Annotated in this window: 25 protein-coding genes and 3 tRNA genes; 14 read left to right on the forward strand and 14 right to left on the reverse strand. The window is 68.1% G+C overall.

What is annotated here, in order from left to right:
* Nucleotides 1-8: 8 nt before the first annotated feature.
* The 3 genes from AB0F44_RS00820 (at nt 9) to AB0F44_RS00830 (ending at nt 1,497) form a co-directional block, all read left to right on the forward strand.
* Nucleotides 9-560, forward strand: a complete 552-nt coding sequence (locus tag AB0F44_RS00820; RefSeq protein WP_357351742.1) for a flavoprotein — start codon at nt 9-11, stop codon at nt 558-560.
* A 239-nt stretch (nt 561-799) separates the two neighbouring features.
* Nucleotides 800-1,105, forward strand: a complete 306-nt coding sequence (locus tag AB0F44_RS00825) for a hypothetical protein (protein WP_357351744.1) — start codon at nt 800-802, stop codon at nt 1,103-1,105.
* Nucleotides 1,106-1,221: 116 nt separating this feature from the next.
* On the forward strand, nt 1,222-1,497 hold the full coding sequence (locus AB0F44_RS00830) for a hypothetical protein (RefSeq protein ID WP_357351746.1): 276 nt from the start codon (nt 1,222-1,224) through the stop codon (nt 1,495-1,497).
* 1,380 nt (nt 1,498-2,877) lie between these two features.
* Here the strand turns inward: AB0F44_RS00830 and AB0F44_RS00835 are convergent.
* The 3 genes from AB0F44_RS00835 to AB0F44_RS00845 all read right to left on the reverse strand — a co-directional run bounded on the left by AB0F44_RS00835 (nt 2,878) and on the right by AB0F44_RS00845 (nt 3,165).
* A tRNA-Val gene (locus AB0F44_RS00835) sits at nt 2,878-2,952 on the reverse strand.
* 34 nt (nt 2,953-2,986) lie between these two features.
* Nucleotides 2,987-3,057, reverse strand: a tRNA-Cys gene (locus tag AB0F44_RS00840).
* Nucleotides 3,058-3,092: 35 nt separating this feature from the next.
* Nucleotides 3,093-3,165: transfer RNA gene (locus AB0F44_RS00845), tRNA-Gly, on the reverse strand.
* Between the two features lie 168 nt (nt 3,166-3,333).
* Here AB0F44_RS00845 and AB0F44_RS00850 point away from each other — a divergent pair.
* Nucleotides 3,334-4,155 carry an aminotransferase class IV gene (locus AB0F44_RS00850; protein ID WP_357351748.1) on the forward strand — a complete coding sequence of 274 codons (822 nt, stop codon included), beginning with the start codon at nt 3,334-3,336 and terminating at the stop codon, nt 4,153-4,155.
* Nucleotides 4,156-4,270: 115 nt separating this feature from the next.
* Here AB0F44_RS00850 and AB0F44_RS00855 read toward each other — a convergent pair whose 3' ends face one another.
* From AB0F44_RS00855 to AB0F44_RS00885, 7 genes are all read right to left on the reverse strand, one after another.
* Entirely contained in the window at nt 4,271-5,701 is a 1,431-nt protein-coding gene (locus AB0F44_RS00855) for an OFA family MFS transporter (protein ID WP_357351749.1), read from the reverse strand.
* A 124-nt stretch (nt 5,702-5,825) separates the two neighbouring features.
* Nucleotides 5,826-6,263 (reverse strand): SsgA family sporulation/cell division regulator, encoded by a 438-nt coding sequence (locus AB0F44_RS00860; RefSeq protein WP_350658405.1) that lies wholly within the window; start codon nt 6,261-6,263, stop codon nt 5,826-5,828.
* A gap of 101 nt (nt 6,264-6,364) precedes the next feature.
* A complete protein-coding gene (locus AB0F44_RS00865; protein ID WP_357352690.1) occupies nt 6,365-7,273 on the reverse strand; it encodes a 5'-3' exonuclease in 909 nt (302 codons plus the stop codon).
* Nucleotides 7,274-7,323: 50 nt separating this feature from the next.
* On the reverse strand, nt 7,324-8,136 hold the full coding sequence (locus tag AB0F44_RS00870) for an ABC transporter permease (RefSeq protein WP_357351750.1): 813 nt from the start codon (nt 8,134-8,136) through the stop codon (nt 7,324-7,326).
* The gene (locus AB0F44_RS00875; RefSeq protein WP_350658401.1) at nt 8,133-8,993 is read right to left on the reverse strand and encodes an ABC transporter permease; all 861 of its coding nucleotides are present in this window, start codon (nt 8,991-8,993) and stop codon (nt 8,133-8,135) included. The genes AB0F44_RS00870 and AB0F44_RS00875 overlap by 4 nt, the downstream gene beginning before the upstream one ends.
* Nucleotides 8,990-10,165 (reverse strand): extracellular solute-binding protein, encoded by a 1,176-nt coding sequence (locus tag AB0F44_RS00880; protein WP_357351751.1) that lies wholly within the window; start codon nt 10,163-10,165, stop codon nt 8,990-8,992. Before AB0F44_RS00880 ends, AB0F44_RS00875 begins: the two co-directional genes overlap by 4 nt.
* A gap of 26 nt (nt 10,166-10,191) precedes the next feature.
* Nucleotides 10,192-11,262, reverse strand: coding sequence for an ABC transporter ATP-binding protein (locus tag AB0F44_RS00885; RefSeq protein ID WP_357351753.1), 1,071 nt, complete (start codon nt 11,260-11,262; stop codon nt 10,192-10,194).
* 86 nt (nt 11,263-11,348) lie between these two features.
* On the opposite strand from AB0F44_RS00885, the gene AB0F44_RS00890 reads away from it, so the two are divergent.
* The 3 genes from AB0F44_RS00890 (at nt 11,349) to AB0F44_RS00900 (ending at nt 13,323) form a co-directional block, all read left to right on the forward strand.
* Nucleotides 11,349-12,089 (forward strand): GntR family transcriptional regulator, encoded by a 741-nt coding sequence (locus tag AB0F44_RS00890; protein WP_357351755.1) that lies wholly within the window; start codon nt 11,349-11,351, stop codon nt 12,087-12,089.
* The gene (locus tag AB0F44_RS00895; protein WP_357351757.1) at nt 12,086-12,787 is read left to right on the forward strand and encodes a cache domain-containing protein; all 702 of its coding nucleotides are present in this window, start codon (nt 12,086-12,088) and stop codon (nt 12,785-12,787) included. Before AB0F44_RS00890 ends, AB0F44_RS00895 begins: the two co-directional genes overlap by 4 nt.
* Nucleotides 12,788-12,879: 92 nt before the next feature.
* A complete protein-coding gene (locus AB0F44_RS00900; RefSeq protein ID WP_350658632.1) occupies nt 12,880-13,323 on the forward strand; it encodes an Lrp/AsnC family transcriptional regulator in 444 nt (147 codons plus the stop codon).
* A gap of 37 nt (nt 13,324-13,360) precedes the next feature.
* Here AB0F44_RS00900 and AB0F44_RS00905 read toward each other — a convergent pair whose 3' ends face one another.
* The gene (locus AB0F44_RS00905) at nt 13,361-14,740 is read right to left on the reverse strand and encodes a lysine 2,3-aminomutase (protein ID WP_357351759.1); all 1,380 of its coding nucleotides are present in this window, start codon (nt 14,738-14,740) and stop codon (nt 13,361-13,363) included.
* A 110-nt stretch (nt 14,741-14,850) separates the two neighbouring features.
* On the opposite strand from AB0F44_RS00905, the gene AB0F44_RS00910 reads away from it, so the two are divergent.
* From AB0F44_RS00910 to AB0F44_RS00940, 7 genes are all read left to right on the forward strand, one after another.
* Nucleotides 14,851-15,897, forward strand: a complete 1,047-nt coding sequence (locus AB0F44_RS00910; protein WP_357351761.1) for an L-erythro-3,5-diaminohexanoate dehydrogenase — start codon at nt 14,851-14,853, stop codon at nt 15,895-15,897.
* A complete protein-coding gene (locus tag AB0F44_RS00915) occupies nt 15,894-17,432 on the forward strand; it encodes an amidohydrolase (RefSeq protein ID WP_357351763.1) in 1,539 nt (512 codons plus the stop codon). The genes AB0F44_RS00910 and AB0F44_RS00915 overlap by 4 nt, the downstream gene beginning before the upstream one ends.
* The gene (locus tag AB0F44_RS00920; RefSeq protein WP_357351765.1) at nt 17,429-18,985 is read left to right on the forward strand and encodes a lysine 5,6-aminomutase subunit alpha; all 1,557 of its coding nucleotides are present in this window, start codon (nt 17,429-17,431) and stop codon (nt 18,983-18,985) included. The genes AB0F44_RS00915 and AB0F44_RS00920 overlap by 4 nt, the downstream gene beginning before the upstream one ends.
* The gene (locus AB0F44_RS00925; protein WP_357351767.1) at nt 18,982-19,722 is read left to right on the forward strand and encodes an OAM dimerization domain-containing protein; all 741 of its coding nucleotides are present in this window, start codon (nt 18,982-18,984) and stop codon (nt 19,720-19,722) included. Before AB0F44_RS00920 ends, AB0F44_RS00925 begins: the two co-directional genes overlap by 4 nt.
* Nucleotides 19,719-20,105 (forward strand): hotdog domain-containing protein, encoded by a 387-nt coding sequence (locus AB0F44_RS00930; protein ID WP_357351769.1) that lies wholly within the window; start codon nt 19,719-19,721, stop codon nt 20,103-20,105. Before AB0F44_RS00925 ends, AB0F44_RS00930 begins: the two co-directional genes overlap by 4 nt.
* A 486-nt stretch (nt 20,106-20,591) precedes the next feature.
* Nucleotides 20,592-21,392, forward strand: a complete 801-nt coding sequence (locus AB0F44_RS00935) for a polyprenol monophosphomannose synthase (protein WP_357351771.1) — start codon at nt 20,592-20,594, stop codon at nt 21,390-21,392.
* Nucleotides 21,389-21,868 carry an FxsA family protein gene (locus AB0F44_RS00940; protein ID WP_357351773.1) on the forward strand — a complete coding sequence of 160 codons (480 nt, stop codon included), beginning with the start codon at nt 21,389-21,391 and terminating at the stop codon, nt 21,866-21,868. The genes AB0F44_RS00935 and AB0F44_RS00940 overlap by 4 nt, the downstream gene beginning before the upstream one ends.
* A gap of 63 nt (nt 21,869-21,931) precedes the next feature.
* Here AB0F44_RS00940 and AB0F44_RS00945 read toward each other — a convergent pair whose 3' ends face one another.
* The 3 genes from AB0F44_RS00945 to AB0F44_RS00955 all read right to left on the reverse strand — a co-directional run bounded on the left by AB0F44_RS00945 (nt 21,932) and on the right by AB0F44_RS00955 (nt 24,758).
* Entirely contained in the window at nt 21,932-22,318 is a 387-nt protein-coding gene (locus AB0F44_RS00945; protein WP_008359714.1) for an RNA polymerase-binding protein RbpA, read from the reverse strand.
* Between the two features lie 242 nt (nt 22,319-22,560).
* The gene (locus AB0F44_RS00950; RefSeq protein ID WP_357351775.1) at nt 22,561-23,913 is read right to left on the reverse strand and encodes an MFS transporter; all 1,353 of its coding nucleotides are present in this window, start codon (nt 23,911-23,913) and stop codon (nt 22,561-22,563) included.
* Nucleotides 23,910-24,758: a glycerophosphodiester phosphodiesterase gene (locus AB0F44_RS00955; RefSeq protein ID WP_357351777.1), complete on the reverse strand. Its 849-nt coding sequence runs from the start codon at nt 24,756-24,758 to the stop codon at nt 23,910-23,912. The genes AB0F44_RS00950 and AB0F44_RS00955 overlap by 4 nt, the downstream gene beginning before the upstream one ends.
* Between the last annotated feature and the right edge of the window lie 5 nt (nt 24,759-24,763).

A 24,763-nucleotide genomic window follows, 5' to 3' on the forward strand; every position in this document is an offset into this window, starting at 1 on the left:
CTCGCGGGGTGGCCATCGTCGGAGTCATCGCCTGCGCCGCAGGCGGTGTGGAGCAACTCTGCGACGAGCTGGTCACCCCGTTGGTCGACGCCGGCCACCAGGTGCCGGTGACCCTGACCCCGACGGCCTTCACCTGGCTGCGCGCGAACGGCGAGGCCGACCGGATCGAGGCGCTGACTGGATTCCCGGTACGCGGGCCTAGCCGCTTCCCGTGGGAACCGCGCACGCACCCGGCGCAGCTCGACGCCATCGTCGTCGCCCCCGCAACCTTCAACAGCACCGCCAAGATCGCCCTGGGCCTTGCCGACAACCAGGCACTCACCGTCGTCACCGAGAGCCTCACGACCGCCCCGGTCGTGCTCTTCCCACTCATCAACGCCGCCCACGCCGAACACCCCGCCTGGCCCTCCCACGTGGCAGCCCTACGCGCGGCGGGCGTCGACCTCATCGACGGCCCCGACGTCTGGCCCCTCCACCCACCTCGCCAGATGCCACCCGACCAGAAGCTGCCGTGGCAAGCGATCGTCGAGGCCGCCCAGCGGGCAGCAGATCAACGGTAGGACCGACTTCGCCGCCACCGCCGGCCTGCGGGCCGCAACGCCGCTTTGCCGTGCGGCCGCGACCGTAACGATGAGGCGTACACAGACAGTCATGGGACAGATCCAGTCCACAGGTAGCCCTTGAGCTGTAGTTATCCACAGGCGGCCCGTTCGGCGGCAGTTTCACCGGCGAGATGAGATGTCATCGAGGCATGCCGCCCAATAACAACGCCGTTGCGCGCGAACTGAACCTAGTCACGATGAGCCTGCTGGTGAGGCTCCCCGATCACGCCGAGAAGGCCAACCTCGGAGACCTTGGCCTCTGCTTCACGACTGAATCTGCCGAGTTGACGCTTGACCCGTCGAGTCCGCCGACCGCGGACGTCCCCGGCAGGGGTCGAGCCGACACATTCCGACACCACCAGTGGCGGCGCAGCCGGGCGCTGGTCTGGTTTGGCGCAGTGCGCAACGCGCTCCGTAGGTGGTTCAGCGGGCCGCAACAGCAGGTCGCAACTCTCGGCCTCTTCGTGGCGGCGTTCGGCGCGGTCGTTGGCCTGATCAAGTGACTGTTCGGTGCCAACTGAAACGGCCCCCGGGGTGCTGGCTCCTATCCCGCGACCGTTTGCGCGCCGGCCGGTGAGCCTGAAGGCCATTGTGGCGCCGCCTCGGCAGCATGGTCCTCATGGATGCGACACCGCGGGAACACCTCGACAATTTCGTACAGGCGGTCAACAACCTCTACGCCGCGACTGTGCACGACGAAGACGTCCGTGCGGCGTCGGAGGCTGCCGCAAATCTGGCCTCGGGCAGTGGCTACCTTAATGCGCCGACCGAGTTGATTGAAGCGTTCACGCAGGCGATCGAGGTTGGCTACGCCGCTGCCCTGTCCGATATCCGGCGAGGTGACCTCGATTCTAAGATCGAGGGTTGGCGACCGGATCTGTTCACGTCTGAGTGAGAGATTTGCGCCGATGCGAAGCCGGGGTCGGACAGTCCGGCTACCTCGGCTGACCACACGATCTGTAGCCAAAGGATGAGGCCCTCGACGGTCTTCAAAAGCGAGCCGGCCCTGAGCTGCGTTTCAGCAGTTCAGGGCCGACTTCTCGGTGGACGATACGGGGTTTGAACCAGTGACCTCTTCCGCGTCAAGGCAGAAACGCCCGTCTGACCAGGGGAGATGCAGACGTGTTCGAGCGGCACTCAGTCTCGTTGTGTCCATGGTCGTATGGCTCAGGCGTTGGACTGTTGTCACTCACTTTGTCACTCACACGGGACGCCACAGCGTTGGTTTGTATCGCGGGGGCGGAGCGTCACTTGGTCCGGCGTCTGGCCCCCTTGGCGGGGTGCCCCCACGCTGCCCAGCGGTCTCGAGCTTGGAAGCGTCGCGGGAAGCGTCGCCACCGGCAGCAGCCCCTACCTCCCCCTCGTCATCAGCCGCCTCCCCGTGCCCCTGATCGACAGGCAGTACCAGCGTTGCCGGTCGGAGTCGGGACCGTGGCCCAAAGGCCCGCCCTGACCATGTCAGAGCGGGCCCCTATGGGGATCTGAACAGCGACCCAACTAGGTTCCGGACCTCGAAAGGTGGCTGCCCCGACGAGCGACCGTAGGCCCGGGCTGCTCGACGTCGCTACGGCCATAGGTCTTGGTCGCGGATCTATACCTGATCTGGAGTAGCACCCAGGGGTGTGCATCCATAGCGCTTGCTTGGTTACCGTGTTGGATGCTGGCAGGACAGCTAAGGGGTGACGTCTGGTTGTGAATCTCCGGGCCTTCGGGCGGAGGAGCGTCACGCAGAAGAGTGACACCACGACGATGTGCTGTTGGCGCCGCGGCTTCGGGCTTCGACCCCGGGGTCGCGGCCTAGTCGTCAGCTGCTCGTCGGCGGCTGGAGTGAGCGTCTTGGTCTTCGGGCCGGGGCGCTCTTCTCGTTTTGGGCCCGGTGCCGTCGGGACGGGGGTGCGCCGGAGGGACCGGCCGCCAGGCCGCATGCCCGGGGAGCGCGGGGGTCCCTGGCCCGCCGGAGCTGGTGTTCACCACCGGGTCGCAGTCCTTCGTGTCGGCGCTCTCTGAGCACGGCATCCCGATCGAGGAGATCTCGCATCTCGTCGGCCACAAGGGTGGCAGCAACGTCACTGAGCTGATCTAACGAAAGCAGATCCGGCCGGTGATCCAGACAGGTGCTCAGGCGATGGATGACCTGTCGGCGACTCGGCGAAGGACGCGTGACCGAGGACGCGTTGTCACTCACTTTGTCACTCAGTGGCTGGTTTTGCGGGGGAGGAGCACATGAAAGAACCCCGCCTCCCTGGCGTATGGCCTGGTCAGACGGGGTTTTCAGTGGTGGACGATACTGGGTTTGAACCAGTGACCTCTTCCGTGTCAAGGAAGCGCGCTACCGCTGCGCCAATCGTCCGGGGTTATTCAGTTTATATCAGGGTGGTGCTTCGAGGTGGGTACGGGATTTGAACCCGTGTACACGGATTTGCAGTCCGTTGCCTCGCCTCTCGGCCAACCCACCGCTGGAGGCAATGCCTCCGGTGGAGACCTACTCCGAGCGGACGACGAGGCTCGAACTCGCGACCTCAACCTTGGCAAGGTTGCGCTCTACCAACTGAGCTACGTCCGCTTGCTGCTTCAGGCCCGGTTTCCCGTGCCCTTGGCGACGAGAAGAACATTATCGGAGCGGTTGCCCGAGGCCAAATCCGGGGTCACCTGCGTGTCATTCACCTGTCATTTCGACGACCACACCGGCGCGCTTTCCCCGCTCTGACCAGGGACGTTTTAGAGTTGCCGCATGCGCGCGTGGATCGATGGTCAGCTTCTCGACAACCCGGCCGCCCCGGCGGTCTCCATCAGAGACCACGGTCTGGTGGTCGGCGACGGCGTCTTCGAGACGCTCAAGGTCATCAAGGACCAGCCGTTCGCGCTCGCCCTTCACCTCGACCGCCTCGAGCGCTCCGCGAGCGGCCTCGGCCTGCCCACCCCCGACCGCTCGCTCATCACCAAGGGTGTCGAGGCCGTGGTGGGTGCGGAGGCGACGGCGTACGGACGACTGCGGATCACCGTCACGGGCGGGCCGGCCCCGTTCGGGTCCGGGCGCGCGGACGTGGCGCCCACGATCATCATCGGCCTCGAGGACGCGGAGCCCAACCCGACCGAGACCAAGGTCGTCAGCGTGCCGTGGCGCCGCAACGAGCACGGCGCGACGACAGGCCTGAAGACGACGTCGTACGCCGAGAACGTCATCGCCCTCGCCGAGGCGCGCAAGCACGGGGCCAGCGAGGCGATCTTCGCCAACACCGTGGGCGACCTGTGCGAGGGCACCGGGAGCAACATCTTCTACGTGCTCGACGGGACGCTCAAGACTCCGATGCTCTCCAGCGGCCCGCTGGCCGGGATCACCCGCGCCCTGGTGCTGGAGTGGTTCGGTGCTGAGGAGACCGACGAGCCGCTGGCCGAGGTCGAGGAGTACGCCACGGAGGTCTTCCTCACCTCCAGCCTGCGCGACGTCCAGGCTGTGACGGAGTGGGGCACGCGCACCCTCCCGCACGGCCCGGTGACCCAGGCGGCGCAGGAGGCGTGGCGTACGAACGAGCCGAGCCTGCTCGGCCTCTGACCGGACCGAAGAAGAGCTCAGCCCGTGAAGAGCTGCGCCGCACGGCGCAGCGTCTCGATGACCCCGTAGGCCAGCGGGATCCCGACTAGGGCCCAGGCACCTGCGATCTTGGCGTTCATGCGGCGCTCCTCTCGGTCTCGGTGGAGTCGGCCGGCTTGGGCTCGTGGAACCGATCGGGGACCTGGTGCACCAGGAGGTTGGCGATGAAGCCGACCGCGAGGACACCGACCATGGTCAGCAGCGCCGGCCGGTAAGCGGCCGCGGTCAGCGTGCCGGGCTCGCCCTGCGCGTCGAGGAAGGCGTTGATGATCAGCGGTCCGGCGATGCCGGCGGCCGACCAGGCGGTCAGCAGGCGGCCGTGGATGGCGCCGACCTGGAAGGTGCCGAAGAGGTCGCGCAGGTAGGCGGGGACGGTCGCGAAGCCGCCGCCGTAGAAGGACAGGATCACGACGGCGAGCAGCACGAACAGCGCCATTGACGTGTCCCCGATGGTCGCCAGCAGGAGATAGAGCACCAGTCCGACCCCGAGATACATCATGTAGATCGGCTTGCGACCGATGACGTCGGAGGTCGAGGACCAGATGAACCGGCCGCTCATGTTGGCGATCGAGAGCAGGCCGACGAAGCCGCCGGCCGCGACCGCGCTGACCGAGGAGACGCTGTCGGTGCGGAAGAAGTCCTGGATCATCGGAGCCGCCTGCTCGAGGATGCCGATACCGGCGGTGACGTTGCAGAACAGGACGATCCACACCAGCCAGAACGACCGGGTCCTGATCGCGTTGTTCGCCGAGACGCTCGCCGTGGTGACGAGCTTCTTCTCCTTCACGCTGGCCGGGTCCCAGCCTGCCGGCGTCCAGCCCTCCGGCGGTACGCGGACGGTGGCCGCACCGAAGGACATGAAGACCAGGTAGACGACACCGAGGGTGAGGAAGAGCATCATCACCGCGTGGCCGTCGGGGACGGTGCTGGCGTCACCGGTGTAGGACGGGTCGTAGAGCGCCAGGAGCCGGCCGCTCAGCGGGCTGGCGATCATCGCGCCACCGCCGAAGCCCATGATCGCCATGCCGGTGGCCAGGCCTGGGCGGTCCGGGAACCACTTGATCAGCGTGGAGACGGGGGAGATGTAGCCGATCCCGAGTCCGATGCCGCCGATGACGCCGTAACCGAGGTAGACCAGCCAGAGCTGGCCGGTGCCGATGCCGACGGCACCGATGAAGAAGCCGGACGCCCAGAAGACCGCGGCCGCGGTCATCGCCGCACGCGGTCCGTTGCGGTCGACCCAGGTGCCCATCACCGCGGCCGAGAGGCCGAGCATCACGATCGCGATCGAGAAGATCAACCCGATCGCGGTCTGGCTCGAGTCGAAGTGCTCGACCAGGGCGGTCTTGTAGACGCTGGTGGCGTACACCTGGCCGATGCAGAGATGGACGGCGAGGGCGGCGGGCGGGATGAGCCAGCGACTGAAGCCGGGACCGGCCACGGTTCGCTCGCGAGAAAGGAAAGCTGGCAGCACTGTGACCTCCGAGAGGGTGCGGGTGACGCACATCACTACCACAGTTGACGTGGCAACGGCGAGAGATCGCTTCCGGCCAGCGAAAAGAACGCACCCTCTCGTCCCAGATGTCCGGGACGAGAGGGTGCGCAGACGAATGAGCAGGCGGGCGGAGTGCCTACTCAGCGTCGAAGGAGCTGCCCAGCAGGTCTGCGATCAGACCGTCGAGATCCATGTGCTGGCTCTCGGAGCCGACCGGGACGGCCGAGAAGGACTTGCCGAGGAACGTCTGCACCTCGCGGGAGTCGGCGGTCGCGATCAGGCGACCGTCGGGGGAACTGAAGTCGAAGACGGCGACGGCCTTGGCGTCCTCGTCGATGCTCGGGTAGATCTTCACGTCGCCCTCACCGGCGGGGGCGGCCAGGCCCTGCAGCATCAGCGTGCGGGACACGACCCACTCGACGTCACCGGCGCCGGAGTGAAAGGTCAGGCTCACTGCGTACGGGTCGCTCTCGCGATAGCCGAGGGTCGTCGGCACCTCCACGGTGCGGCCCCAGGGGTCGAGGCACGAGATTTTGATGTCCTGCTGCACTGCCGGGTGCTTGATGTCGCTCATTCGTCCGCTCCTTCTTGGTGGTCTTGCCAAGGAGACGGAGCCGTACGCGGCTGATGATGCCGTTTCTACAAACTTTCTGAATTGAGTTGTGGAGACCCGTGTCACACCCGCGCGAGCGCGGCTTCCAGGCGGGCGACGGGGGAGGCGAGGTTGTAGGTCGCGGCCAGCTCGTGGAGGCGTTCCGTGTCGGCCGGAGCGCTGGGCAGAGCGGTGTTGCTGCGGTCCAGCGGGATGTCCCGGGCGACCGCCACGACCTTCGGCGCGACTGACAGATAGCCGACCGCGTCGATGAACTTCTGCCGTTGCGCCTTCGTGAGCGAGGTGGTCGGGTCGGCGACGGCGGCGATGATCCCCTCCAGGTCGCCGTACTGCTCGAGCAGCTTGGCGGCGGTCTTCTCGCCGACGCCCTTCACGCCCGGCAGCCCGTCGGAGGTGTCGCCACGCATGGTGGCGAAGTCGGCGTACTGCGCGGCGCTGATGCCGTACTTGGCGAGCACCCACTTCTCGTCGACCAGATCCGGATCGCTCACGCCCCGGGTCGGGTAGAGGATGCGTACGCCGGCGGCGTCATCGACCAGCTGGAAGAGGTCGCGATCGCCGGTGACGACGTCGACCGGCATCCCCGCGCCGGTCGCCAGGGTGCCGATCACGTCGTCGGCCTCGTAGCCGTCGGCGCCGATGACGCAGATCCCGGCCGCGGCGAGCACCTCGCGGATGATCGGCACCTGGACTTGCAGAGGGTCGGGGACCTCCTCGACGTCGGGGGCGGTCTCGAGTTCCTCCACCACCCGGTGCGCCTTGTAGGACGGGATCAGGTCGACGCGCCACTGCGGTCGCCAGTCGTTGTCCCAGCAGCACACCAGGTCGGTGGGGGAGTAGTCGTTGACCAGCCGGGTGATGAACTCCAGCAGGCCGCGGACGGCGTTGACCGGAGTGCCGTCCTCGGCTCGGATGTCGGGCACGCCGAAGAAGGCCCGGAAGTAGAGCGACGCGGTGTCCAGCAGGAGCATTCGAGGTTCAGCCACGCTGTGCACATTATCCGCTGACGCGGAGGGCAGGCCTAGTGAATCGCCCTCGTGGTTTCGCTCGGGTCGGACGAAAGCCGCTGGGCGAGCCAGATCGGCGCGACCGAGACGACGATCATGACGACCGCCACCACGTTGACGATCGGCGCCTGGCCGGGCCGGAACAGGTTGGTCAGGATCCATACCGGCAGCGTGGTCACGCCGGGGCCGGCGGCGAACGTCGTCACGATGATCTCGTCGAAGCTGAGCGCGAACGCGAGCAGCCCGCCGGCCAGCAGGGCCGAGCGCAGCTGGGGGAGCGTGACCAGCCGGAACGTGGTCCACGTCCCCGCCCCCAGGTCGGCGGAGGCCTCCTCGAGGTTGCCGCCCATCCGGCGCAACCGCGCCTGCACGTTGTTGAAGACGGTCACGATGCAGAACGTCGCGTGCGCCACCACGAGCGTGAAGAACCCCAGGCGTACGCCGAGGATCGAGGAGAACGCGTTGGACAGCGCGATCCCGGTGACGATGCCGGGCAGGGCGATCGGAAGCACCACCAGCAGGTTGACGGTGTCCTTCCCGAAGAAGGAGTAGCGCTGCATCGCCAGGCCGAGCAAGGTGCCGAGGACGAGCGCCATCACCGTCGCGCACGCGGCCACCGTCAGCGAGGTGAGGATCGCATCGTGGGCTCCCGGGTTGACCGCCGCGCGCTGCCACCACTGGGTGGTGAAGCCGCTGGGCGGCCAGGTCAGCGCCTGTGAGGTGTTGAACGAGTTCACCACGACTAGGGCGAGCGGTGCGTAGAGCATGGCGAGCACCAGGCCGGTCACCGCGGCCAGGATGCGCCGGGTCGATCGCGAGATGGTCATAGGTTCTCCAGAGCTCCGGTGCGGCGTACCAACGCCAGATAGATCATGATCACGACGATCGGGATCAACGCGATCGCGGCGGCCAGCGGCAGGTTGGACCCCGAGTTGATGAAGACGAGGTTGCCGAGCATCTGGTTGGCGCCGCCGACGATGTTGACGGTGATGTAGTCGCCCATGGTCAGCGAGAACGAGAAGATCGAGCCCGCGACCAGCCCCGGGACCACCAGCGGCAGCACCACCGTGCGGAACGCCAGCGCCGGCCGGGCACCGAGATCGCCGGCGGCGTCGAGCAGCGAGTCCGGGACACGCTCATAGGCCGCGTAGACCGGGAGGATGACGTACGGAAGCCAGATGTACGCCTGGGTGAGCACGATTGCGGTGAGGCCGAATCCCGGTGAACCGAGACCGACCAGGCCGCCGGCCCAGTCCAGCAACCCGCCGTTGGACAGCAGCGACCGCCAGGCGAGCGCCTTGACGAGGTAGGACGCCCACAACGGCGTCAGGAACGCGATCACCAACAGGTGGCGCGAGCGTCGCGAGGCGACCTTGGCCATGTAGAACCCGACCGGCAGCGCGATCGCGCAGTCGATCAGCGTCACCAGGAGGGCCACGCCGATGGTGCGCAGCGTGACGGTCCGGTAGAGCGCCTGGCCGGTGATCTCACGGATGTTGTCGAGGGTGAAGGTGCGCTCGAGCTCGTTGGTGAAGGAGTCGATCGTCCAGAAGGCCGTCACCAGCAGCGCGGCAAGAGCGACGACATAGACGAGCACCAGCCAGGTGAGGGGTGCGGCCAGCAGGAGGCCGAGGCGGAACCCCGGCCTCCTGCTGAGCGTGCTGCTGACAGAGCTCAAGGTCACCCCTTGATCTCTGCCCAGGCCTTGGTCCAGTCCTGGTAGTCGGTGCACTTCACGTCGGTCCGGCCGTCCAGGCACTTCTCGATCGGCGTGTTCCAGAACCAGATCTTCTCGGCGTACTCCTCATCGCCGGCGTGGAAGGTCTCGCAGTGGCCCTCGGAGGCGAACTCGCAGGCCTTGTCCGAGTTGGGGGCCTCGCCGAAGTACTCCGTCGCCTGCGCGTTGATCTCCGGGTCGGAGATGTGGTTGAGCCAGGCGTAGGCGCAGTTGGGGGACTTCGCGTTCGAGGAGATCATCCAGGTGTCGTTCCACCCGGTCGCTCCCTCGGAGGGGAGGATCGCCTCGACCGAGGCCTTCTTCGGGTCGATCAGGTTGGCGATCACCTGCCAGGTGGTGCCGACCACGGTGTCGCCGGTCTCGAACGAGGCCTGCGTCTTGGTGTAGTCGGACCAGTACTCACCGACGGAGGTCCGCTGCGACTTGAGCAGGTCGACGGCCGCGGCGAGCTGCTTCTCGTCGAGCGAGTAGGGGTTCTCGATGCCCAGGCCGGGCTGGTGCGCCATCAGGTAGACCGCGGCGTCGGCGATGTAGATCGGCGAGTCGTACGCGGTGACCTGGCCCTTGTGCTTCGGCGCGTCCTCGAAGACCGCCTTCCACGAGGTCGGGGCGGGGGTGACGTCCTTGGTGTTGTACATCAGCAGGTTCGCGCCGTAGCCGTGCGGGATGCCGTAGTTCTTGTCGTCCACGGTGTTCCACTCGCGGTCCTTGAGGAAGTCGTAGATGCCCTCGTAGTTGGGGATCAGGTCGGTGTTGACCTCGGCGGCCTCGCCTGCCGCGATCATGCGCAGGGTGAGGTCGCCGGAGGCGGCCACGACGTCGTACTCGCCCGACTTGGCCAGGTTGAAGGCCTCGTCGGAGGTGCCGTAGACCTTCGCGGTGACCTGACAGCCGGTCTCCTTCTCGAAGCCGGAGACCCAGTCGACCTCGGGGTCGGTCGAGCCGTCCTCGACGTAGCCGGGCCAGGCCAGGATCGTGACCTCGCCCTCGTTCTCGCCGAGCTTGTCGACCGCTCCGGTCGAGGAGTCGCCGTCGTCGCCGCCACAGGCGCTCAGCGTGATCAGGGACAGTGCCGCGAGGGCGCCCCCGATGGTGTGTCTGGTTCGGATGTTTCGCATGGTCAACCTCTCTGGTGTTCTCTGGCTCATCGGTGTTGCACGGCACGGGACGAATCGGTGCCCAGGGGGACCAGGTCGCCCGGCGACCAGGAGGCGACCACGCGGTCGCCCCGAGACTCTGGTTCGGCGGCATCCGGGTGCAGCGAGCCACGGCTCTGCTCGAGGGCGACCAGCCTGGTGCCGTCCTCGAGCTCGATGTGGACTCGATGCCCGGTGCCGATGTAGATGGACTCGGTGATCACGCCGGCGGCGGTCATCGCGCCGACCGGGGCGCTCGCGGTCTCCGGGGACAGCAGGATCTTCTCGGGCCGCAGCGCGAAGGCGCCGTCCATCTTCAGCATCCGCTTCGACGCCTGCTCGTCGAAGACGTTGGAGGTGCCGACGAAGTCGGCGACGTACTGGGAGGTGGGCCGCTCGTAGATCTCCCTCGGCGTGCCCAGCTGCACGATCCGGCCGCTGTCGAAGACCGCGATCCGGTCGCTGAGGGTGAGCGCCTCCTCCTGGTCGTGGGTGACGAAGACGAAGGTGATCCCCAGCTCGCGCTGGATCTGCTTGAGCTCGACCTGCATCCGCTCGCGGAGCTTGAGGTCGAGCGCCCCGAGCGGCTCGTCGAGGAGGAGCACCCGAGGACGTACGACGATCGCGCGAGCCAGCGCCACCCGCTGCCGTTGTCCGCCGGAGAGCTCGGTCGGCTTCCGGGCCGCGACATGGCCGAGGCGGACCATCTCCAGCGCCTCCCGTGCCCGGGAGCTGCGCTCGGCCTTCGAGACGCCACGCACGCGCAGGCCGTAAGCGACGTTCTCGAGCACGTTGAAGTGCGGGAAGAGGGCGTAGTCCTGGAAGACGGTGGTGACGTCGCGGTCGAAGGGTGCCAGCGCGGTGACGTCCTCGCTGCCGAGGCGGATGGTGCCGGAGTCGGCGTGCTCGAAGCCCGCGATCAGGCGCAGCACCGTCGTCTTCCCGGAGCCGGAGGGCCCGAGCATCGAGAAGAACTCACCATCGCCGATGGTCAGGTCGAGAGCGTCGACAGCCATCACGTCGCCGTACGCCTTGGTCACGGCTTCGAGCTGGATCTGCGGAGATTCGGTCGGTCCCATTGCTGAATCATATGGAACCAGATCTTAGATTTTAAAGGGCTTCTGCGTAAGTTCTTTGTAAACCCACTCGAAGGAGGAGCTCGATCGTGGCCAACGCCCGTGCGATGACCTCGCGCGCCAGGTCGGCGATCTTCGCGCCGATCGGCGACGAAGGTAGAGCCGTACGTGTCGAGAACCGTCTGGCCGAGGCGATCCGCTCCGGCGTGCTCGCCGACGGTGACCGACTCCCGAGCGAGCAGGAGCTCGCCCAGATGCTGGGAGTGGCGACGGTGACCGCTCGGGAGGCGCTGGTGTCGCTGCGTGCCCAGGGTCTGGTGGTGACGACACGAGGCCGCGGCGGTGGGTCCTTCGTGCGCGCTCCCGATCCCGGCGACATCGTGAAGGGGCGGCTCGCCACCATGTCGCGGGTGGAGCTGCGCGACCGGGCGAGCCTCTATCAGGTGGTGCTGACGGGTTGTGCTGAGCTCGCCGCCGAACGAGCGGCCCCCGACGAGATCGAGGACCTCCAGGACCTGCTGATCCCGCTCGGCGAGGACGACGTCGGCCGGTGGCGCGACGCGGAGAGCGAGCTCTATCTCTCCGTGGCGGCGCTGACCCAGTCGGCGCGGCTGACGCGGGAGGTGGTGCGGCAGGAGGCCGACTTCGGTACGTTGCTGCGAGTGCCGCTGAGCGAGTCGGACTTCCGTCAGGCATCCGCCGCGCGGCATCGGGCGCTCGTCGCCGCGCTGGAGACGGGCGATGTCGCCGCGGCGCGGGCGAGCGTACGCGACCACGTGACCCACGCCGTTGAACGTCTGACCGAGATCCATGAGGTGGTACGACCGTGAACATCGATGTGTCGGCCGATTGTGCCGTTCGGATCGAGCAGCACTTCGGGTCCATCCTCACCGAGCTCGAGCGGGTGCGCGCCGAGGTCGCTGCCCTCTTCGCCGCGGGACCGGTCACCTCGGACGAGCTGATCGCGCGGGTCGAGACGGGGGCACTGGCGTTCCTCCAGGACCCGAGCCTCCTGGGCGGAGGGTTCGTCGTCGCGCCGGACGCGCTCGTCGACCGGCGGCTCTACCTGGCCTGGTGGCAGGGCGCGGGCCGCGACTTCCTCGGTGAGGCCGAGGTGCCAGGCACGAGGGAGGTCCTCGACTACACCCGCCAGCCGTGGTTCCGGATCCCGCAGCGCACCGGAGAGCTGAACCTCGCCGGGCCCTACGTCGACTTCGTCTGCGCCGACGAGTACGTCATGACCACGACGCTGCCGGTCTACGCGGGCGGCCGGATGGTGGGTGTCGCCGGCGCCGACACCACGGTCGAGACGCTGGAGACGATGCTGCTGCCCGGCCTGCGCCAGATCGGCGCGACAGTGGTCAACTCGCACGGGCGGGTGGTCGTCTCCGCGGACCCGCACCTGGCCACCGGCGAGGCGATGAAGGCCGTTCCCGACGACGTCGTCGGCGGACGGCTGCTGTCGGTGGTCCAGCCCTCGGCGGACGGTCGTGGCGAGCTGAAGACGCTCGCCGGCTGGCCCTCCTGAGGCCGGAAATCTTTCGACATCAACTACTTTTTTGGACGTTGCGGCGGAGATATTGCTGTTGTGGGTACGCTGTCGCCGTGACTGCACCTGAGATTGAGGCCACCGACCGTAAAATCCTCCAGCTTCTTGCGGAGGACGGTCGGATGTCCTACACGGACCTGGGCAAGGCGACCGGCCTCTCGACTTCCGCGGTGCACCAGCGCGTCAAGCGGCTCGAGCAGCGTGGCCTCATCACCGGCTACGGCGCCACCGTCAACTACGCCGCCATCGGCGTGCCGCTGACCGCGTTCGTCGCGGTGCAGCCCATGGACCCCTCCCAGCCCGACGACACCCCCGAGCGGGTCGCGGACCTCCTCGAGGTGGAGGCGTGCTGGTCGATCGCCGGCGTCGAGTCCTACATGCTCAAGGTGCGCGTCGCCACGCCCGAGGCGCTCGAGGAACTGCTCGGCCGGATCCGCTCGGTCGCCAACGTGTCCACGCGCACCACGATCGCGATGTACACCTACTACGAGAACCGCCCGACGCTGACGCACTGAGACCCGGCGCAAGCGCCGGGCCTCAGTTGTTCTCGGGTCACTCCCCGTGCGTGCGCCACCACTCCTGGCCCGACTCGGGCAGGGTGTGGATCGGGTCGTAGTACTCGTAGGTCCTGGACAGCGCCTCCGGGTCCGACGCCTCGATCGAGGTGCGGTAGTTCTTGGTCCAGTAGGAGATGCCGCGCTCGGTGTCGTAGTCGGCGATCTGGTGGACCCAGCGCTTGCCGACGAAAGGTACGTCGCACACGATGCGCGGGGTGGCGAACCCGGGCAGGTAGCCCATGATGTCGTGCTGCAGCCGCTGCGCGTCGGCGACCGAGACCCGCCAGTGCTCGCTGAACGGGATCATGTCGCACATGTAGAAGTAGTAGGGCATGATCTGCGCGCCGTCGAGCAGGCGGAAGCTCAGGTCGAGCAGGCTGTGGCTGTCGGCGTTGACGCCGGCGAGCAGCACTCCCTGGTTGCGTACGTCGCGCACGCCGGCCGCCAGCAGCGCCTTGGACGCCTCGGCGACCAGAGGAGTGACCGAGTTGGCGTGGTTGGCGTGGGTGTGGATCGCCAGCGAGACGCCGCGCTCGCGGGCGATGGTCGTCACCCGGTTCATCCCCTCCAGGAGCGGCTCCTGGAGCCAGTGCTGGGGAAGACCGATCAGGCCCTTGGTGGCCAGCCGGATGTCGCGGATGTTGTCGATCGCCATCAGCTTGGTGAGGAAGTCCTCCAGCCGCGGCCAAGGCAGGTTGGCGACGTCGCCGCCGGAGACGACCACGTCGCGCACCTGCGGGGTGTTGCGGAGGTATTCGAGCATCGCCTCGTGGCGGTCGACCGGCTTGCCGGTGAGCTTGAGCTTGTCGATGACCGGGGTCGAGTTGCCGACCAGGTCCATCCGGGTGCAGTGGCCACAGTACTGCGGGCAGGTGGAGAGCAGCTCGGCGAGCACCTTGGTCGGGTAGCGGTGGGTCAGCCCCTCGGCGACCCACATGTCGTGCTCGTGCAATGAGTCTCGGCTCGCCTGCGGGTGCGAGGGCCAGTCGGTGCGGCGGTCGGAGAAGACCGGGATCATGTAGTGCCGGATCGGGTCCGCGTAGAACGCCGCGGTGAACTCTTCGCCCGCCGACGCGCCCGAGGGCACCATCGTGTTGACCATCTGGGGCGGCACCAGCATCGACATCGTCGCGCGCTCGGCCATGTCGCGCTCGAGGTCGGCATAGAACCGCTCGTCGAGAAGATCTCCCATCAGGGCGCGCAGCTGGCGGACGTTCTTGATGCAGTTGACGCGCTGCCACTGCACGTCGCGCCACTGCTCGTCGGTGATGTCGGCCCAGCCTGGGAACCGGGTCCAGTCGGGTTCGACCAGCTCTACGCGCTGGTAGGCGTAGGGCTGTCCGTCTCGGGTCGTAGGCTCGATGGTTGCCGTCATGTTCTCCACCATAGCGGGAGATCCTGCGGTGTCTGCAACCATCGGCCGCAATTCTTCCCGCAACCGCTGGTAGGGTCCGCCGTGAGATGGACGCAAGGAGGCGTACGACGATGACCACTTCTGACCCGACAGGCCTGCACCGGGTGCTCGATGAGCCGGTGGGCGGCTCGTTGCCGCTGCCCCAGGCGGCCCGGAGACTCGACACTCGCAAGACCTTGTGGCCCGATGAGGTGCGGATCCGGGTGGAGCGACTGAACCTCGACGCCGCCTCGTTCCGGCAGCTCGAGTCCGCACACGACGGCGACGGAGAGGCCGTACGCCGCGAGGTGCTCGACATCGTCGCCGAGCGCGGCAAGATGCAGAACCCGGTGACCGGCTCGGGCGGCATGCTCGTCGGCGTCGTCGAGGAGGCCGGCCCCGAGTCGCCTCTGGGGCTGAAGGTCGGGGACCGGGTCGCGACGCTGGTCTCACTGACCCTGACGCCGTTGGTGATCGAGGACGGGCTCGCCGGCTGGGGCGGCGACTCCGAGCAGGTGCCCTGCGACGGCTACGCCATCCTCTTCGGCCGCTCGATCGCAGCCGTCCTGCCCGACGACCTCGCCCCCGAGCTCGCGCTGTCGGTGATGGACGTCTGCGGTGCGCCTGCGCTGACCCGCCGGGTCGTCTCCGAGCGCTACGCCGGCGGCGTCGTCGCCGTGATCGGCGGCGGCGGCAAGTCCGGATCGCTGTCGCTGGCAGCGGCCCGCGACGCGGGAGCCGCCCACCTGATCGGCATCGTCCCGACCGAAGCTGAGGCCGAGCGCCTGCGCGACGCGGGTCTGGCCGACGAGGTCGTGATCGCCGACGCTCGCAACCCGGTGGCGCTGCGCGACGCGGTCGCCAAGGCCGGCGGTCCCGCCGACGTCACCGTCGTCTGCGTCGACGTACCGGGCTGCGAGGGCGGCGCCATCCTCGCCACCGCCGACCGGGGCACCGTCGTCTTCTTCTCGATGGCGACCTCCTTCTCCGCCGCCGCGCTCGGTGCCGAGGGCCTCGCCGCCGACGTCACGATGCTCGTCGGCAACGGCTACGTTCCCGGGCACGCTGCGTACGCACTGGATCTTCTCCGCGCGCACGCGGGCGTCCGGGCGCTCTTCGAGGGCAGACTGGCGCCGTGACCCGCATCCTCCTGCGCAACGGTGTGATCCACACCGGCCTCGCCTCTGGCGAGCCGGTCTCGGCCATGGCCGTCGAGGACGGGCGCATCGTCTGGACCGGAACCGACCCCGGTGCCTTCGCCGACCCCGACGAGATGGTCGATCTCGAGGGACGGTTGGTCACGCCGGTCTTCGTGGACGCTCATGTCCACGTCGTCGAGACCGGGGAGCAGCTCCTCGGTCTCGACCTCGTCGGCCTCTCCAGTCGAGAGGCGGTGCTCGAGAAGGTCGCGGCGTACGTCACGGACCTCGGGCCCCAGGACCTGGTGCTCGCCCAGGGGTGGGACGAGACGCTCTGGCCGGACCCGACCCTGCCGACCGCGGCCGAGCTCGACCGCGCCTCGCACGGGCGCAAGGTATACCTCAACCGCATCGACGGTCACTCCGCCATCGTCTCCACCGCACTGATGGCCCAGGTGCCCGGGATCGCCGGGCTCTCGGGCTGGGCGGCCGACGGACGGGTCGAGCGAGAGGCGCTGCGCGCACTGCTGCCGCTGCTCGCCGACCTCACCCCGGCCGGCCACGCCGAACGCGGTGCGCGGGCGGCGCTGCAGAGCATGGCCTCCCTGGGCATCGGCGCCTTCCACGACAACGCGGGACCCGCCATCGGCCCCGAGTCGGACCTCGAGGCCGTGAAGTCGGAATCGGCCGCGGCCGGTCTGCACGGCACCTACTACTGGGGCGCTCACCTCGGGTTCGGCGACCTCGACCGCCTCGGCGACATCTCCGGTCTCGCCGGCGATCTCAGCGCGGACGGCTCCATCGGATCCCGAAGCGCGGCCCTGACCAGCGACTACGCCGACCTCGCCGGACATCGTGGCCACGCCTACCTCGACCCCGAGGAGCTCGCCGAGCACATCATCGGCTGCACACGGCGCGGCATCCAGGCCGGCTTCCACTGCATCGGCGACCAGGCGATCGACAACATCGCCCAAGCGTTCCGGCTAGCCGAGGCGGAGCTCGGCACCGAGACCGTTCGAGCGCGCCGCCACCGGCTCGAGCATTGCGAGCTGCCCTCGGCGACGGCGATCAAGACCTTCGCCGACCTCGGGGTCATCGCGAGCGTGCAACCGATGTTCGACGGGCTGTGGGGCGGCCCGGAACGGATGTACGCAGCCCGGCTGGGGGAGCGCTGGCAGGAGATGAACCCGTTCCGGACCCTGCTCGACGCCGGCGTCCGGATCGCCTTCGGCTCCGACTCACCGGTCACGCCGCTGGACCCGTGGGCGGCCATGCACGCGGCCGTGCACCACCGCACGCCCGGCCAGGGCATCACCCCGGCCGAGGCGTTCGCGGCGCACACGGTCGGCGGCTGGTACGCGGCCGGCATCGACGACGCCGGCACTCTCGGGCCCGGGCAGCGGGCGACGTACGCCATCTGGGACCGCACCGCGTTCCCCGACCTGACCTCATCCGACGTCGCCGACGTCGTCACTCCCTGCCTGCAGACCGTCGTCGACGGCAGGACCGTATTCGAGAAGGAGGGTGTCCGGTGAGACTCGATCTGGACCCACGCACGATCGCCCAGGCCCGCGCGCTGGCCGCGAAGGTCGGCGACCCGATCGTCGAGATGGCCAAGAAGCACACCACGGTCGCCGTCGAGCGAGCCACGCTGCGGCTGGCCGGACTCGCCGGCGCAGACCCGGACGGCACTCCGTGGGTGAACCACCTGGTCGACGCGGTCCGCGCCGACGTCGGGCTGGAGCACGGCGTCGCGCTACCGGTGTGGCAGGCGCTGGCCACCTACGACAACGACCTGTCGCGGCTCGCCGAGGAGGCTGCCGCCGGTCAGGTGACCTTCCACCTGCCCGAGGGTGCCGAGGCCGAGCTGGCCGCCAAGCACGCCCGCGAGGCGGTCGGGGTCGGCATCGCCCGCCTCGACGCCAGCCGGGTGGCGCGCGAGCGGATGATCGCCGAGATCGGCGACGCACCCCGCAAGCCGTGGATCTACCTGATCGTCGCCACCGGTGACATCTACGAGGACATCCCGCAGGCGCAGGCGGCCGCGCGCGAGGGCGCCGACATCATCGCGGTGATCCGCTCGACCGGTCAGTCGCTCCTCGACTACGTGCCCGAGGGTGCCACCCGGGAGGGGTTCGCCGGGACGTACGCGACCCAGGAGAACTTCCGGCTGATGCGGGCCGCGCTCGACGAGACCTCGCGCGAGCTCGGCCGCTACGTACGGCTCACCAACTACGCGAGCGGGCTGTGCATGCCCGAGATCGCCGCGCTGGCGGGCATGGAGCGTCTCGACATGATGCTCAACGACTCGATGTACGGGATCCTGTTCCGCGACATCAACCCGGTGCGTACCTTCGTCGACCAGCGGCTCTCGCGTCAGATCCACGCCCGGGCGGGGATCATCATCAACACCGGCGAGGACAACTACCTCACCACCGCCGACGCGGTCGAGGCGGCGCACACGGTGACCACCTCGCAGCTCCTCAACGAGTACTTCGCCAAGGAGGCCGGGCTCGAGGACTGGCAGCTGGGTCTGGGCCACGCCTTCGAGATCAACCCCGACGTACCGGACTCGTTCCGCCTCGAGCTCGCGCACGCGCTGCTGGCGAAGACGATCTTCCCCGACGCCCCGTTGAAGTGGATGCCACCGACGCGGCACATGACCGGCGACATCTTCAAGGGCTACCTGCTCGACGGGTTCTTCAACCTGGCCGGCGCGATGACCGACCAGGGCATCCTGCTGGTCGGGATGATGACGGAGGCGGTGGTGACGCCGTGGATCTCCGACCGCGACCTGGCCCTGCAGAACGTCCGGTACGTCATGGACGCCGCCGGACGCCTCGGCGAGGACTTCCACCCGGCCCCCGACGGGTTCATCGCCAACCGGGCGCGCGAGGTCCTTGGGGAGTCGATCGACCTGCTCGGCAAGATCATCGACGAGCCCAACGGGCTCCTGGACGCGATCGCGGACGGCACCTTCGGCCTGATGAAGCGGCCCGCCGACGCAGGCAAGGGCCTCGAGGGCGTGGCCGAGAAGTCCGAGGCGTACTACAACCCCGCGAGCACCATCCTGGAGGGTGAGGAATGACCATCATCAGGCCGTACGGCGACACCACGGGCGACGGGATGGTGCAGGTCTCCTTCACGTTGCCGATCAAGCACTCGAAGGTCGCGGACGGCGCCGCGCTGCAGCTGGCCAACAAGATGGGCATGGAGCCGGCGATGGTCGTCCACTCCAAGCCGATGGGCGACGACTTCACCTTCTTCGTCGTCTACGGGCAGGTGAACCATCTCGTCGACACCGACAAGGTGCAGGTCGTCGAGCGTGACTTCCCGCTGCTGACGCCCAAGGAGGCCAACGCGGTGATCAAGGAGACGCTGCGGCGTCCCATGGTCGTCGTCGGCGCCTGCATCGGCACCGACGCCCACACCGTCGGGATCGACGCGATCCTCAACATCAAGGGATTTGCGGGGGAGAAGGGGCTGGAGTACTACAAGGAGATCGAGGTCGTGAACCTCGGCGCCCAGGTCTCGGTGCCCTCCCTGGTCGAGGCTGCCGTCACCCGGGGCGCCGACGCCGTGCTCGTCTCCCAGGTCGTCACCCAGCGTGATGCGCACCTGCTCAACACCCGGGAGATGTCGGCGGCGTTCCGCGAGGCCTACCCGGCGGGGGAGCGACCGCTCCTGGTCGCCGGTGGTCCACGGTTCGACGAGTCGATGACCACCGAGCTCGGTGTCGACCGCATCTTCGGCCGCGGCACCACCCCCGCCGAGGTCGCCTCCTACCTCGTCCACCGCACCACCTCGAAGGAGCCCGCGGCATGAGCAAAGCTGAGATCGGCACCAAGGTCGTCCACCGCCGCTACGTGCCCTACTCCCACGCCCACTACGCCGGGAACCTGGTCGACGGGGCCTACAGCCTCGGCCTGTTCGGTGACGTGGCGACCGAGATGTGCATCCTCACCGACGGCGACGAGGGTCTCTTCGCCTCCTACGACGATGTGCAGTTCAAGGCACCCGTGCGTGCCGGCGATGTCCTGGAGATCACCTGCGAGCTGATCAAGGCCGGGACCCGCTCGCGGGTGATGGAGTTCGCCGTGTACGTCGTGGCCCGTGGAGCCGCCACCGAGGCCCGTCCAGGGGCCGCTGAGATGCTGGAGGCGCCGATCCTCGCCACCTCCGCACGAGGTACAGTCGTCGTTCCGTGAGCGCCGTAACGAGTACGCGAAGGCGACACGCCGAAGTTCCTCGATAATTCGTCACTTTCTCGCGCTCTACAGGCTGTTGCTGACCTGCGGAAACATATGTTTCCGCAGGTCAGAGCCGTGTTGACTTCCGCGGAGCAAGCGGGTGATGGTGGCAGCGTTCGCCCATGCAGAGTTGCGGTCGGCGGACCGGCGCTCGACGAATCGGGTCGGGGGGTGTCGAGCCAGGCATGCCTTCGACGCGTTTTCGTGGGCGCGGTCAACGGCCGCGAGGGCAACGCGGGAGGGCCAAGGCGCCCTTAGACAACGATCGTCCCCCTGCCGCCAGCAGGGATCGGAACGGCCCGAAGAACGTCTTGCTCCTCCCGCGCTCTGTCTCTCTGCGATCGCCTCGCCATCGCGCTGTCCCGCTCGATCGGGATCTTGGGATCAACCGGTGGGCGGATATCCTGTGATCTCCACCCCCATTCCTTGACAAGGCCGGCGTACGTGACGAACGAGCAGCTTCCACCCTGGACCGAGATCGGCCGGGCGGTGATGGTCATCCCGACCTACAACGAGGCGGAGAACCTCGCCTGGATCGTCGGGCGGCTTCGCAAGGCGCAGCCACGCGTCGACGTACTGATCGTGGACGACGGATCCCCTGACGGCACCGGCACGATCGCCAACGAGCTGGCCGACAACGACGACCAGATCCACGTGCTGCACCGCACCGAGAAGGCCGGGCTGGGGGCTGCGTACCTGCACGGGTTCGGATGGGCCCTCGAGCAGGGCTACGACGTCGTGGGAGAGATGGACGCCGACGGCTCGCACCAGCCCGAGGAGCTCCACCTGCTGCTCGAGGCGGTCAGCTCCGCCGACCTGGTGATCGGCGCCCGCTGGATCCGCGGCGGCTCGGTGGTCAACTGGCCGCTGTCGCGGCGCGTGCTGTCGGTCGGCGGCAACTTCTACGTCCGGCTCCTGCTCGGCATCGGCGTCCACGACGCCACCGCGGGCTACCGCCTATTCCGGCGTACGACGCTGGAGAAGCTGCAGCTGAGCAGCGTCGAGTCGACCGGCTATGTCTTCCAGACCGAGATGGTGACGCGTACGCTGCGAGCCGGCCTCACCGTCAAGGAGGTCCCGATCCAGTTCATCGAGCGGGTCCGGGGCGAGTCGAAGATGAGCCCGGCGGTCGCCGCCGAGTCGATGCGCCGGGTGACCCGCTGGGGCCTGGCCGAACGCCGCGAACAGCTGCTCCGCCTGCTGCGCCGCTTCGGCCTGGACCGTCTCGTGGGAGGACGACGATGACCACACGACGCCGCAGGTTCTCCTGGGTGCTGGTGCTCCTGTTCCTGGTGATGCCGCTGGCCGAGCTGTTCGTGCTCATCCAGGTCGGTCAGGTCATCGGCGTGTGGTGGACGATCCTGCTGCTGATCGCCGACTCGATCTTCGGCGCCTGGCTGATGCGCCGCGAGGGCTCCCGAGCCTGGTCCGCGCTGAGCACGGCGCTCTCCTCGGGCAAGCTTCCGTCCAACGAGATCGCCGACGGCGCGCTGATCCTGCTCGGTGGCGCGCTGATGCTCAGCCCCGGCTTCGTGACCGACATCTTCGGCATCGTGCTGATCCTGCCGTTCACCCGGCCGTTCTTCCGCCGCATCCTGGCCAAGGTCGTGCAGAAGCGCCTTGTCACTGCGACGATGACCTCCACGTTCGGGCCCGAAGCCCGGCCCCGCAACGACGACATCATCACCGGCGAGGTCATCGACAAGGACAACATCGCCTGACATACGCCGACGGCGGCCTTCCTTGGTGGAAGGCCGCCGTCGGCGTATCTGGTATGTCAGAAGTCAGGCGTTGGCCTTCTTCTTCCCCGGTCCCTTGCGGTGCAGGTGAGCCGGGCCGATCTCGCCACCGCGAAGCAGGTCGAGGCGCTCCTTGAGGATGTCCTCGAGCTCCTTCTCCGAGCGCCGCTCCAGGAGCATGTCCCAGTGCGTACGCGCCGGCTTCTCGGCCTTCTCCTCCGGCTTGGCGCCGGAGAGGTTGAGAGCTTCCATCCCGCAGCGCGGGCACTCCCAGATGGCCGGAACCTCGGCCTCGTCCGACATCGTGATCTCGAAGTCGTGGCCCTGCGGGCAGCGGTAGGCCACCTGCTGGCGACCCGCGAACTCGATGCCGCGTTCGTCCTCAAAACTTTGTCCGCCCAGTCGGGCGCCGCGCAACGTGCGCTCGGCCATGAAGCACCTCCTGAGTCGATCGTCCCCCGTTGAATGAGCTGAAGAGCGAAGCGGTCTGCGGACTCATGACGCAGGCCGGTCAGGCCTCTTCACATCGTCAACGGTACAGAGGAGGTGATGATTCCGTGAATTGTCGAGATCCTCGCCGTGTTGTTCGACACAGGACCCGCCTGACCTGCGGATCTCCCTGAGAAAGTCCTGAGCGGCCGATGTCCCGAACCCGCCAGCCGCCAGGCGCGGTCCTAGACCCGTTCAGGCGCCCGGTTGCCTGCCTGCTCGATGCCCTTCGCGGTGTTCACCAGTGCGAGCAGCCCGCCACCGATGACGAAGAAGGCGATCAGCGCCAGGATCGCTGGCCGGTAGGAGTCGGTGAGCTGGTAGACGAGTCCGAAGACGAGGGTGCCGAGCCAGGAGGTGCCGCGGTCCATGGCGTGGTAGAGGCTGAAGTACTCCGCCTCCTTGCCGGCCGGGATGAACAGCGAGAAGTAGGATCGGGCCAGCGCCTGGGTGCCGCCCATGACCAGACCGATCCCGACCGCGACGACCAGGAGCGGCAGCAGAGTCTGCTCCGGCACGAAGTAGGCCGCGACGACGATGACCATCCAGCCGACCAAGCCGCCGAGGATCACTCGCTTGGCGCCGAAGCTCTTGGCCAGTCGACCGAAGAAGATCGCCCCGCCGACGGCGACGAACTGCACCAGCAGGTAGATGCCGAGCATCGTGCCGGTCTCGAACCCGAGCTCCTCGACCCCGTAGATCGACGCCGAGCTGATCACCGTCTGGATGCCGTCGTTGAAGAAGAGGTACGCCAGCAGGAAGGTCAACGCGACCGGATACTGCGGCAGCTCCCGGAGCGTCACGAACAGCTGACCGAAGGAGCGCGCCACGACACCGCCGGTGACGTCCTCGACGTCGGCGGGTTCACGCCGGCGGATCCGGCGCCACGGGATGATGATGAACCCCGCCCACCACAGCCCGGCCGAGAGCATCGAGATCCGCACCGCCAGCGCCGTCCCGAGACCGAGCGGGTCGGCGAAGGTGACCAGGAGGAAGTTGACCGCGAGCAGCAGCCCGCCACCGGCGTACCCGTAGGCCCAGCCGATCGAGGAGACCCGGTCGCGCTCCTCCTCGGTCGAGATCAGCGGCAGGATCGAGTCACTGACTACCACCGCCGCACCCGCGCACAGGTTGGCGATGATGAACATGATCGAGCCGAACCACCAGTTGTCCCCGGTCATGAAGAACAGCAGCGCCGCGCAGAGCGCGCCAGCCCAGGCGAAGCCGGCCATCAGGTCCGGCTTGCGCGAGGTGCGGTCGGCGATCGCGCCGACCAGCGGGTAGATGATCGCCGACAGGATCGTCGAGAACGTGATGATGAAGGACGGCAGCGCGCCGGGCGCGATCGAGAGCCCGAGCACGTCGATGCGGTTGTCGACGGCGGCTGCCTTCGCGATCTCGATCAGGTAGGGCGCGAACAGCACCCCGGCCACCGTCGTCTGGAACGCGGAGACGGCCCAGTCGGTGAAGAACCAGCCCTTCTGCTCCCGCGCCCGTTCGACCGGCGTGAAGTCGCCGATCCCGGCTGATGTGGTCACTTCTCGGGCTCCTCGCCATTCTCGTCGGACTCGGCCTCGTCGACGGGCTCGACCCGAGACGGCACAGCCTCCCACAGCCCACGTTCCTCCAGGAACGCTTTCAGTACGTCGGTTCGATCGGTCATCAGACCGTCGACCTCGCGCTTGAGCAACCGCTCCATCTCGGCCGGGTCGTCGACGGTCCAGACATGGACCTCCTTGCCCGCCTTGTGGGCGCGGCGGACGAGCCCACGAGAGGCCACCCGGATCGACAGCGGCCCGCGAAGGCGCTGGTGGTGAGGGATCTGGAAGGCGTCGAACCGTGACCCGACGAGTCGCTTGGCGATCCCGGTGGTGGGCGCCAGCAGGTAGGCCAGCACCTCGCGTGGATGCGCCGAGGTCCGCACCCGCCCCTCGGTCAGCCGGCGAAAGGCCTTGAGCCGCCGGACCGAGAACGAGCCGACGATGACCTTGTCCTCGTGGTCGGTCGCGGCGAGGAGCTCGGCGACCGCGCGGACCGAGCCGTCGGACTTGAGGTCGATGTTGAAGGTGACCTCAGGGAACGCCGCGAAGAGCTCTGCCAGGGTCGGCACCCCGTGCAGGCCGCCGATGCGGGCGGCCTGCACTTCGGCGTACGTCATCTCCGCGATCAGCCCGCTGACGTCGGTCACCCGGTCGAGCGCCTCGTCGTGGAAGGCGAGCAGGACACCGTCGCGGGTGACGTGCACGTCGGTCTCGAGATGGGTGTAGCCGAGCTCCACCGCATGCCGGAACGCCTCCATGGTGTTCTCCATCCCGACCAGGTCGGGATGGAGCGCTCCACCACGGTGCGCATAGGCGCGTACGCGTCGTTGCTGCTCCCTCACGGGGA

The sequence above is a fragment of the Nocardioides sp. NPDC023903 genome, assembly GCF_040639295.1.
Classification (GTDB): domain Bacteria; phylum Actinomycetota; class Actinomycetes; order Propionibacteriales; family Nocardioidaceae; genus Nocardioides.

Excerpts from the sequence above, each read along its gene's own strand:
- AB0F44_RS00825 (WP_357351744.1), top strand. The coding sequence starts at position 800 with ATGAGCCTGCTGGTGAGGCTCCCCGATCACGCCGAGAAGGCCAACCTC.
- AB0F44_RS00830 (WP_357351746.1), top strand. The coding sequence starts at position 1,222 with ATGGATGCGACACCGCGGGAACACCTCGACAATTTCGTACAGGCGGTC.
- AB0F44_RS00850 (WP_357351748.1), top strand. The coding sequence starts at position 3,334 with ATGCGCGCGTGGATCGATGGTCAGCTTCTCGACAACCCGGCCGCCCCG.
- AB0F44_RS00855 (WP_357351749.1), bottom strand. The coding sequence starts at position 5,701 with ATGTGCGTCACCCGCACCCTCTCGGAGGTCACAGTGCTGCCAGCTTTC.
- AB0F44_RS00860 (WP_350658405.1), bottom strand. The coding sequence starts at position 6,263 with ATGAGCGACATCAAGCACCCGGCAGTGCAGCAGGACATCAAAATCTCG.
- AB0F44_RS00865 (WP_357352690.1), bottom strand. The coding sequence starts at position 7,273 with ATGCTCCTGCTGGACACCGCGTCGCTCTACTTCCGGGCCTTCTTCGGC.
- AB0F44_RS00870 (WP_357351750.1), bottom strand. The coding sequence starts at position 8,136 with ATGACCATCTCGCGATCGACCCGGCGCATCCTGGCCGCGGTGACCGGC.
- AB0F44_RS00880 (WP_357351751.1), bottom strand. The coding sequence starts at position 10,165 with ATGCGAAACATCCGAACCAGACACACCATCGGGGGCGCCCTCGCGGCA.
- AB0F44_RS00885 (WP_357351753.1), bottom strand. The coding sequence starts at position 11,262 with ATGGGACCGACCGAATCTCCGCAGATCCAGCTCGAAGCCGTGACCAAG.
- AB0F44_RS00905 (WP_357351759.1), bottom strand. The coding sequence starts at position 14,740 with ATGACGGCAACCATCGAGCCTACGACCCGAGACGGACAGCCCTACGCC.
- AB0F44_RS00910 (WP_357351761.1), top strand. The coding sequence starts at position 14,851 with ATGACCACTTCTGACCCGACAGGCCTGCACCGGGTGCTCGATGAGCCG.
- AB0F44_RS00925 (WP_357351767.1), top strand. The coding sequence starts at position 18,982 with ATGACCATCATCAGGCCGTACGGCGACACCACGGGCGACGGGATGGTG.
- AB0F44_RS00930 (WP_357351769.1), top strand. The coding sequence starts at position 19,719 with ATGAGCAAAGCTGAGATCGGCACCAAGGTCGTCCACCGCCGCTACGTG.
- AB0F44_RS00940 (WP_357351773.1), top strand. The coding sequence starts at position 21,389 with ATGACCACACGACGCCGCAGGTTCTCCTGGGTGCTGGTGCTCCTGTTC.
- AB0F44_RS00945 (WP_008359714.1), bottom strand. The coding sequence starts at position 22,318 with ATGGCCGAGCGCACGTTGCGCGGCGCCCGACTGGGCGGACAAAGTTTT.